At 73.0% G+C, this 8,988-nt stretch carries 10 protein-coding genes; 4 read left to right on the top strand and 6 right to left on the bottom strand.

Annotation, left to right across the window (positions count from 1 at the left end):
- Positions 1–1,024, top strand: a 1,024-nt coding sequence (locus ABZX90_RS34880; RefSeq protein ID WP_355211720.1) for a condensation domain-containing protein, incomplete at its 5' end; no start/stop codon positions are given.
- 270 nt (positions 1,025–1,294) lie between these two features.
- Here the strand turns inward: ABZX90_RS34880 and ABZX90_RS34875 are convergent.
- The 3 genes from ABZX90_RS34875 to ABZX90_RS34865 form a co-directional block, all read right to left on the bottom strand.
- Positions 1,295–1,930 carry a glyoxalase gene (locus ABZX90_RS34875; protein WP_355211717.1) on the bottom strand — a complete coding sequence of 212 codons (636 nt, stop codon included), beginning with the start codon at positions 1,928–1,930 and terminating at the stop codon, positions 1,295–1,297.
- Positions 1,931–1,935: 5 nt separating this feature from the next.
- Complete coding sequence (locus tag ABZX90_RS34870) at positions 1,936–2,400, bottom strand: AraC family transcriptional regulator (RefSeq protein WP_355211714.1); 465 nt, start codon at positions 2,398–2,400, stop codon at positions 1,936–1,938.
- A gap of 171 nt (positions 2,401–2,571) precedes the next feature.
- Positions 2,572–2,982, bottom strand: a complete 411-nt coding sequence (locus tag ABZX90_RS34865; protein WP_351134581.1) for a VOC family protein — start codon at positions 2,980–2,982, stop codon at positions 2,572–2,574.
- 382 nt (positions 2,983–3,364) lie between these two features.
- Between ABZX90_RS34865 and ABZX90_RS34860 the strand changes: the two genes are divergently transcribed.
- On the top strand, positions 3,365–4,261 hold the full coding sequence (locus ABZX90_RS34860; RefSeq protein WP_355211710.1) for an AraC family transcriptional regulator: 897 nt from the start codon (positions 3,365–3,367) through the stop codon (positions 4,259–4,261).
- Here the strand turns inward: ABZX90_RS34860 and ABZX90_RS34855 are convergent.
- The 3 genes from ABZX90_RS34855 to ABZX90_RS34845 form a co-directional block, all read right to left on the bottom strand.
- Complete coding sequence (locus ABZX90_RS34855; protein ID WP_355211707.1) at positions 4,250–5,443, bottom strand: ParB N-terminal domain-containing protein; 1,194 nt, start codon at positions 5,441–5,443, stop codon at positions 4,250–4,252. The two genes, ABZX90_RS34860 and ABZX90_RS34855, sit on opposite strands and share 12 nt — an antisense overlap.
- Before the next feature lie 172 nt (positions 5,444–5,615).
- Positions 5,616–6,446: an ABC transporter permease gene (locus ABZX90_RS34850; protein WP_355211704.1), complete on the bottom strand. Its 831-nt coding sequence runs from the start codon at positions 6,444–6,446 to the stop codon at positions 5,616–5,618.
- The gene (locus tag ABZX90_RS34845; RefSeq protein ID WP_351125925.1) at positions 6,443–7,369 is read right to left on the bottom strand and encodes an ATP-binding cassette domain-containing protein; all 927 of its coding nucleotides are present in this window, start codon (positions 7,367–7,369) and stop codon (positions 6,443–6,445) included. The genes ABZX90_RS34850 and ABZX90_RS34845 overlap by 4 nt, the downstream gene beginning before the upstream one ends.
- Before the next feature lie 230 nt (positions 7,370–7,599).
- Between ABZX90_RS34845 and ABZX90_RS34840 the strand changes: the two genes are divergently transcribed.
- Both ABZX90_RS34840 and ABZX90_RS34835 read left to right on the top strand, forming a co-directional pair.
- Positions 7,600–8,346: a gamma-glutamyl-gamma-aminobutyrate hydrolase family protein gene (locus ABZX90_RS34840; protein WP_355211701.1), complete on the top strand. Its 747-nt coding sequence runs from the start codon at positions 7,600–7,602 to the stop codon at positions 8,344–8,346.
- 86 nt (positions 8,347–8,432) lie between these two features.
- Positions 8,433–8,939: a carboxymuconolactone decarboxylase family protein gene (locus ABZX90_RS34835; protein WP_351125794.1), complete on the top strand. Its 507-nt coding sequence runs from the start codon at positions 8,433–8,435 to the stop codon at positions 8,937–8,939.
- Positions 8,940–8,988: the final 49 nt, after the last annotated feature.

Genomic DNA, 8,988 nt, shown 5'->3' with positions numbered 1-8,988 from the left:
GGCGACCCGGCCGGCGCCGGCCGGTCCCGCGACCGGCCAGAACGGCTGGGGCCGTGCGCAGGCCCGCCTCGGCCGGGCGGCCACCGACCGGCTCCGTCGCTGGGCGGCCGCCCGTGCCGCCACCGAGTCCAGCATGCTCCAGGCCGTGTGGGCCCTGCTGCTGTACCGGGCGGGCGGCGCCCACGGGCCCGACCCGGTCGGCTTCGGCGTCTGCGTGTCCGGCCGCGGCATCGCCCTGGACGCCGTGGAGCGCCTGCCCGGCCCTTTGATGAACGCCCTGCCCGTGATCGTCCGGGTCGACCCGGAGCACTCCGTGCCCCGGCTGCTGGCCGAACTGCGGGACCAGGCCCTGGACATGGCCGCCTACGAGTGGGTGTCGGCCGCACAGATCCACGAGTGGAGCGGGCGCGGGGCCGACGAGAAACTCCTGGAGAGCCTGATCGTCTTCGAGAACCGCCCGCGCTCCTCCCCGGCCCTGGACTCCGCCCTGGCCGCACACGGCATCAGCGTCGGACCCCTGCAGGCCGCCGGGTTCCCCAGCGCCTTCCCCGTCACCCTGCTCGCTTCCCCCGACACCGACGGCGGCCTGGTCCTGACCGCCGTGCACGACCGCGGCCGGATCGCCGACGCCGACGCCGGCCGGCTGGTCGGCCTGTGCGCCCGGCTCCTGCGCGAACTGCCCCGCACGGACGACGAGTCGACGACCATCGCCGACATCGTCGCCGCACTGCCGGACGCGGACCTGCCCCGGATGGCGGACGACGCCGGGCCCCGCTCCGCAGCCGCCGCCGAGGCCACCTGGCCCGACGGACCGCAGACCCAGGTCGTGCAGGAGGCATGGCGGGCCGTCTTCGGCACCGAGGCCCCGGGCCCCGGCGTCCATGTCTTCGAGGCGGGCGCCCACCCGCTGGTGGCGATGCGCCTGCTGCGCGAACTCAACGCGCGCTGCGCACGCACCCTGCGCCTGGACGAACTCCTCGCCCATCCCCGCGCCGGCGAACTCGCCCACCTGCTCACCCGCTAGCCGCGCAGACCCCCGGCCGGAGCCCTCCCGCCGACACCACCGCCCTGCCCCACCCACCGGACAGACCGGGGCGGCCGGGCGGGCCGGGGCGGGCCGCGGGGCGAGCCGACCGGTCACACCCGGCGGCGGGACAACTCCGCCTCGCCTGGCGGGAGTTCAGCCGTGCGCTGCCGTACAGGCGGCCGCCGGGCGGCGCGGGCTGGTAAGGGCGGGCCGGATGGCGAGGCGGCTGCGCCCCGTCTGGCGACTGCCGGACCGAAGGCCCGGGGGTCAGGAGGAGGACGTGGAGCTCAGCGAGGCGGCTTCCCAGGCGAACCCGTCCGGGTCGGTGAACGCCCCGGCCGAGCTGCCGAGGACGAGCCGGTGCGATCCGCTGCCGTCGTCGGCGACACCGAGGTCCTTGGCCAGGCCGCGGCGCTTGTAGAGCGCCAGCTTGACCGGGCTGGAGTCGTCCGCGGTGAACTCGGCGTACTTGCCGCCGAAGCTCTTTCCGACACTCAGGCCCTGCTCGACGTAGAACCGCTTGCTCGCCTTCACGTCCTCGACGCCGAGCAGCAGCACCATCTCGTCGATCTTCCCGGTGGCCGGGCCGGTGTCCTTCTTCGCCGAGGTCGCGACCTTCCAGATCGTCCCGTCCGGGGCCTGCACGACACCGCCGTAGCCCCACAGCGACTTCGAGACGGGCTTGAGCTCCGTGGCGCCGGCCTTGAGGGCGGCGTCGATGAGGCTGGTGACGTCGGCCGGCTGGGACACGGTGAGCGCCAGGGTGAACCCGCGGAAGCCGGTCGTGGGCGTCTCGGAGGCCCGCAGGCGCACCTGGGAGCCCAGGCCGAAGGCGGTGGTGTAGAAGTGCTGGGCGGCCGCGGGGTCGGCCACCTCGAGGGTGATGGATGCGATGGAAGTCATGCCGATCACGCTAGTAGCGGTGCGGCCGCGGTGGCTTCTTCATTCCTGCTCGATCCGTTCGCCGGGTGCCTCGCGTGCCCCGCCGTCCCGGGCGCCCTGCCGGGCGCGCGGCGGGCGTAGCGGGCGGGCGGCATGCCGGCCAGCTCGGTGAAGCGGGCGGTGAACACGGCCGGCGAGGGGCAGCCGACCGTGCGCCAGACCTCGCTGACGCCGAGGTCTGTGTGGCGCAGCAGTGCCATCGCGTGCTCGATGCGCCGCGCCGTCAGATAGGCGTACGGCGACTGGCCGTAGGCGAGGCGGAACTGCCGGCTGAGGTGCCCGGCCGGCAGGTCCGCGTCGCGGGCGAGCGCCTCGAGGTCCAGCGGCCGCGTGTACTCCCGGTCGATCCGGTCGCGGACCCGGCGCAGTTGCGTCAGATCGCGCAGGTGCTGCGCGGCGATCTGGGCACGCCGCCATGCGGGATGGCACATGAGAACTCCTTTCACCGCGGGTCCGGGAGAACCCCCGGCGGACACCGGGAACGGAACGGAGCGAAGTGGTGCGGAGTGGTGCGGGCGGGTCGGGCCGGAGGGGTGCGGAGTGGTGCGGGCGGGTCGGGCCGGAGGGGTGCGGAGTGGTGCGGGCGGGTCGGGCCGGAGGGGTCAGCGGACCTCCTGGATACGGACGAGGTTGCCCGCCGGATCGCGGAAGGCGCAGTCGCGGACGCCGTGGGGCTGCAGGAGCGGTTCCTGGACGACCTCGGCGTCGCTCGCCTGCACCGTGGCGAAGGTGGCGTCGAGGTCCTCGGTGGCCAGCAGGATCCAGCCGTAGGTGCCCTTGGCCATCATCTCGGCGACGGTGCGGCGCTCCGCCTCGGTGATCCCCTGTCCGGCGCCGGCCGGCGCCAGCAGGAGCGATGTGCCGGGCCGGCCGGCGGGGCCGACCGTGATCCGGCGCGCCCTGCCCTGTCCGACGTCGCCGCGGACCTCGAAGCCGAGGACGCCGCGGTAGAAGGCCACGGCGGCGTCCGGGTCGTCATACGCGAGGACGGTCGTATGAAGGGTGAGGTCCATGGCCGTCACGCTAGCGGCGGCCCGGTGAACGGGGCTTCTCGATTCCTGATCCGTCCGCCCGCCCCGCCCGCCGCCCCCGCCTGTCCGTCCCGCCCCGCCCCGTCCGCCCGCCCGTTCGCCCCCGCCCGTCCGCCTGTCCGCGTGCCCCGCCTGTCCGTCCGTCAGCCGGCCCGGTCCGCTGTCCGCCTGCCCGCGCCCGCCTGTCGGTTCGGCTGTCGGTTCGCCCCGTCCGTCCGCGTACCCGCGGCACCACGGGTGTCTGATCCGTCCGTCCCGGGCCGGTTGCCGTCCGGCTCTGTGGCGGATCCCCAGCGTTTCTCGAGCGGGGTGCGACGCCGGCGGGTCACTCTGCTGGGTGGATCAAGACGGATTGAGGTGCGGAATGGACCACGCGGTGGAAAGGGCGATCGAATACATCCGGGAGCGGTGCGGCGAGCCGCTGACTCTCGCACAGATCGCGGAAAGCGCTCTGCTCAGCCGCTTCTATTTCACGCGGGTGTTCAAAGCGGAGACCGGGCTCACTCCGGGCAGATTCCTGGCCGCGGTCCGCATGCACGAGGCCAAGCGGCTGATCGAGAGCACCTCGATGAGCATCACCGAGGTGTCCCTCGCGATCGGGTACAGCAGCCTGGGTTCGTTCACCAAGTCCTTCACGGCCAGTGTCGGGGTGTCTCCGGGCCGGTTCCGCCGGCTGTCGCGGGACGGGGAGCAGGGCCTGCCGGGGCCGGAGCCGGGCCCGTGGCCCGGATGCGGCACGGTCGCGGGGACGATCAGCCTGCCGGAGGGCCACGGCAACGCCCGCGTGTATCTGGGCGCCTTCCGCACGGCCGTCGTCCAGCATCCGTGCCTGGCCTCGGTCGTCGTCGACGTGCCCAGCGGCCGTCCGTCCTGCTACTCCCTGACGGATGTGCCCGGCGGGAGCTGGCACCTGCTCGCGGTGGCGCGGGCCGCCGGGGTGGGGCCCGGTGCGCAGGAGCGGCGGACCTCGCTCGTCGCCGGGCACGGTCCGGCGACCGTGACGGTCACCGCCGGGCAGGTGACGAGCGCGGCGGTGCGTCTGCGCCCGGCCGGGCCGGCCGACCCGCCGGTCCTGCTCGCGCTGCCCGGGCTCGAACCCCCGGCCACCGTCATGGCCCACCCCGGGTGCGCCTCCGTCGCCCCGAGCCCGCCGGGTCCGCCAAGTCCGGCGGATCTGCCGCGTCCGGGGGCCGCCGGACGGCGCCGGGCCGCGGGTCACCTGCGTCTGGCGTCCGCGGCGCCGGCTTCGTCACGGCCGTGACGGCGGGGGAGTGCGGCACAGTTCCTGGCGGGTCCTGAGCCGTTCGGCGAGCTGGCCCCATTCCCTGCCGATGTGCTCGGCGATCGGGGCGATGACGCCGAGCCAGTGCGGCGGGACCGCGTCGACCAGGGTGCGCCAGTCCTCGCCGGGCTCGGCGGCGTGCAGCTGCATCCAGCGCAGGAACTCCCGGCCGCCGGCGGTGTAGCGGATGGCGGGGTCGGCGGCCATCTTGGCCGCCACCGTCGCCCAGGTGGGCGGGGGGTCGGTGTGGTTCCTGCGGTGCGGCGGCGCGGTGTCGATGCTCGGGGCCATCCGCAGCGGCACCCGCGGGGCGCCCTCGAAGAGGGTGCCGGCCGGGCCCGCCGCCGTATCGGCGCGGTCCGCCGGCGCCACCGACTGCACCGCCTGCATCGCTTGCATCGCCTGGACGGACTGCATCGACTGCAGCGGCTGCACGGGGCGTACGTGCTGCGGCCGCAGGGCGGTGCTCTGGCGTCCGTCGCGTTCGGGGCCCTCGCCGCGGCGCAGCCGCGCGCTCACGTCGTGGACCGTGCCGAGCGACACGTCGGTCTCCCTGGCGACCTGGCGCAGCGGGGCGTCGGGGTGGGCGGCGATGTACTGGGCGGCGCGCCGCCGGCCCTCGCCGGCGTCCACCGGGCGGCGCCGTCCGTCCTGGCCGATGCGTTTGCCGTCGAGCGGCGGCCCGCCGGCCGACCTCTCGCGCAGCGAGGCGACCGTCTTGGCGCTCAGGCCGGTGATGCCGGCGATGGCGCGGTCGGACCAGTCGGGGTGGGAGGACAGGACCCGCTGGGCTCCGGAGACGCGGTCGGCCTTCGACAGCGGCAGTCCGTGCGCGCCGTTCGCCTTCATGGCGATGACGAGCGCCTCGGAGTTGGAGCAGTCCACGAAGCGGGCCCTGATGGTGTCGTCGCCGCGCAGCCGGGCGGCCTCCAGCCGGTGCAGGCCGTCGATGATGCGACAGCCGTCCACCTGGACGAGGACGGGCGGCAGTTGGGCCGAGCCCGCCGCGTCGACCAGGAGCTGGATGTGTGCGGCGTCCGTTCCGCTCTGGCGCAGGGACACCCCGGGCGACAGCGCGGTCAGGGGGACATCGCGTGCCGGCAGTTTCTCGAAATTCTTCGGATCGAATTCGCCGCGGGTCGAAGAATCGATGCCCTCCATCCGGACGGGGCTGAATGAACTCGTTATCAAGACGGCTTGCGCGTTGCTCTGAGCCATTCCCGTTACTCCCTCTCTGCTGCCGCTGCCGACGAGCGTCGCAGGAGGGTCTTTAGCTGCAGTCGAGAGCAGGTCGACGTTCTCTGGAAACACGACGCCGCGGGCGGCGCGGAGCTCAGGCGTCCCTGCGCTGCAGCAGCACGGCCGCGACGGTCAGCAGCACGGCCGTCCACAGCGCGAGGACCCCGAGGCCCTGCCAGGGCCCCAGCACGTCGCCGGTGCGGGGGTGCTGCTGGGTGATCAGGTAGCCGGCCTCGGTGGGGAGGTAGCCGTGGACGTGCTCGCCCACGCTGCCGGGCAGCAGCTTGGCCATCGGGGCGATCACCAGGACGAAGGCGATGACGCCGGTGATGCTCGCCGCCGTGTGCCGGATGATCGCGCCGACGGCGAGCGCGAACAGGCCCAGCAGGGACAGGTAGAGACCGCAGCCGACGACGGCCCGCAGGACCCCCGGGTCGCCGATCGCGACCGGCGCCTTGCTGTGCAGGATCGGCGCGCCGATGAAGAAGGAGGAGAACGAGGTCAGTTCGCCCACGGCCAGGACCAGCAGCCCGAAGACCGCGCCCTTGGCCGCCAGCACCGGCACCCGCTTGGGCACTGCGAGCAGGCTGGCACGGATCATGCCGGTGGAGTACTCGGAGGCGATGACCATCGTGCCCAGCACACAGATCGCGAGCTGGCTGAGCAGGATGCCGCTGCCCAGGATGGTCCCGGTCGGGTCGAGCCGCATCGCGGCCTGCTGGGAGGCATCGCTCTTGTCCCAGTTCGCGACGCCCATCTCCATGAACAGCACGGTGAAGACCAGGGTGAGCACGACCAGGATCGCCAGCGACCAGACCGTGGAGCGGACCGAGCGGATCTTGGTCCACTCGGAGAGCATCAGCCGCCCGAAACTCGGCCGGTGCGATACGGCGGCGGTGCGCGCGGGGGCGCTCAGGGTGGTCACTTCACGCCTCCGGCGGTGGGTGCGGCGGCGTCGTACTCGACGGCGTCGCGGGTCAGTTCCATGAAGGCGTCCTCGAGCGATCCTCGGCGGGTCGACAGCTCGTGCAGGACCAGGCCGCCGGCCGCGGCGATCTCGGCGATCCGCGGAGCCGGGAGCCCGCTCACGTCCAGCTCGCCCTCGTCGGTGCGGGCGACGGTGGCGCCCTCGGCCCGCAGCAGCTTCACCAGCTGCACCCCGTCGGGGGTCTTGACCAGGACGGACTGCTCGGTGCTGCGCTCGATGAACTCCTCGGTGGAGCAGTCGGCGACCAGCCGGCCGCGGCCGATGACGATGAGGTGCTCGGCGGTGACGGCCATCTCGTTCATCAGATGGCTCGAGACGAACACGGTGCGCCCCTCCGCCGCGAGCGACTTCATCAGGTTGCGGATCCACAGGATGCCCTCGGGGTCCAGGCCGTTGACCGGTTCGTCCAGGACCAGCACCGCGGGGTCGCCCAGCAGCGCGGCCGCGATGCCCAGCCGCTGCCCCATGCCGAGCGAGAAGCCGCCCGCCCGCTTGCGGGCCACCGAGGCCAGCCCGACGCGCTCGATGACCTCCTCGACCCGGCGCCTGCCGAAGCCCTGCGTCTGGGCAAGGCACAGCAGGTGGTCGTAGGCGCTGCGGCCGGTGTGGACGGCGCGTGCCTCCAGCAGCGCGCCGACCACCTGCATGGGCTGCGCGAGATCGCGGTAGTGCACGCCGTTGACGGTGGCCTCGCCGGCGTCGGGCCGGTCGAGTCCCAGCAGCAGCCGCATGGTGGTGGACTTGCCTGCGCCGTTGGGGCCCAGGAAGCCGGTGACCCGGCCTGGCTCGACCGTGAACGACAGATCGTTCACGGCGGTCTTGTCGCCGTAGCGTTTGGTGAGGTTCTTGGCCTCGATCATGGTCACCTCGGTTGAATGGCCTGCGGGAGTTCGCCGGGGAAAAAAAACACTCCCCACCCGCCTGTGGTATCAGGAGAGGTATTCCGTTCAGTAGTCGCGGACCGACCCCGCTCTGAACGATGGCCTCCACTTCACGCCATGGCTATTTTGGCCGTGACGGCCGCCCGCCCGAGCGCCTGTTTCATCTGCTTACTTTCCTCGGTTGAACCCGCAAACCCCTGAGGGTGGTCATGAATTCAGTCACGAACGATCCGGCCGGCGGCACCGTCAGGCGGCCGGTGATCGGGATCTGCGCGCGCACCGCGCCCGTCACGCTCCAGGGCAGCGAGCTGACGGTCAGCCTCGCGCTCCAGTCGCACGTGGCCTTCCTGTCCCAGGCGGGCTGCACACCGCTGCTGCTCCCGCTGCTGCCCGGCGCCCAGGACCTGGTGGGCCGGCTCGACGGGCTGCTCGTGCCGGGCGGCCCCGATCTCGATCCGGTGCTCTACGGCCAGGATGCGCACCCGGCGACCCGGGCGATGACCCCGGACGCCGACCGCACCGAACTGGCCCTGCTCAGGGCGGCACTTGACGCCCAACTGCCGGTCCTGGCCATCTGCCGGGGCATGCAGCTGCTCAACGTGGCGCACGGGGGCACCCTGCACCAGCACCTGTCGGACACCACCGGCCACGACGGCCACCGCCCGCCGGCCGAGGCCTTCACCCTCGGCCGGCACCCGCTCAAGCTGCGCCCGGGCAGCGGGATCGCCGGCGTCCTGGACGAGGCCGAGCCGCAGACCGCCTGCCACCACCACCAGGGCGTGGACCGGCTCGGTGCCGGCCTCACCGCCACCGGCTGGGCCGGCGACGGGACGGTCGAGGCCGTCGAGGTCACCGGCCACCCCTTCGCCGTCGGTGTGCAATGGGAATGCGGGCAAACACCCGACAGGCGACTTCATCAAGCACTTGCCCGGGCCGCCGGACACCCGAAGAATTAGCCGGCCGCCGAAATTCCGTCACCGCGGGAAAAGGACGGCCCTGAGGGCAGAATTTTTCCGAATCCCCATGCGAAGGAGAATTGAAGATGTCGCCGCGGATGCCCAACCCGTCGCTGGTCGTTCCCGATGTTCTGCCGCCCATGCGCGCACTGGTCAAGGCCGTCAACAGTGTCGGCGTGCCGTTGCAGACGCTCGTGCTCATCCACCTGCGGGTGAGCCAGATCAACGGCCGCCCGGTCCAGATACCCGTCAAGAAGCGCGAGTTCGAGGAGGCGGGGGAGGAGGACCACCGTCTGCCGCTGGTGGAGACCTGGCGGGAGCAGACCTGCTTCACCGACGCCGAACGCTCCGTGCTGGCCCTGGCCGAGGCCGCCACCCGCATCGAGGGCCGCAAGGAACCGGTGTCGGACGAGGTCTGGGCCGAGGCCGCCCGCCACTTCGGCGAGCAGGAACTGGGCGCGGTGGTCCTGCACATCGGTCTGGTCAACCTCTGGAACCGCGTCAACGTCGCCACCAAGCAGGAGCCGGTGGACTGGCGCATCAACCCCAAGACGTGGACCCCGATGACCACACGGCTCCCCGCCGCCCCCTGACCGGCCCGCTCCACCCGCTCCACACCCGCTCTTCTCGCGGCTTGAGGCC

The sequence above is a fragment of the Streptomyces sp. NPDC002935 genome (genome assembly GCF_040611295.1).
Lineage (GTDB): Bacteria > Actinomycetota > Actinomycetes > Streptomycetales > Streptomycetaceae > Streptomyces.
Note: the sequence above shows the minus strand (reverse complement) of the source record. Positions and strands in the feature narration are given on the sequence as shown.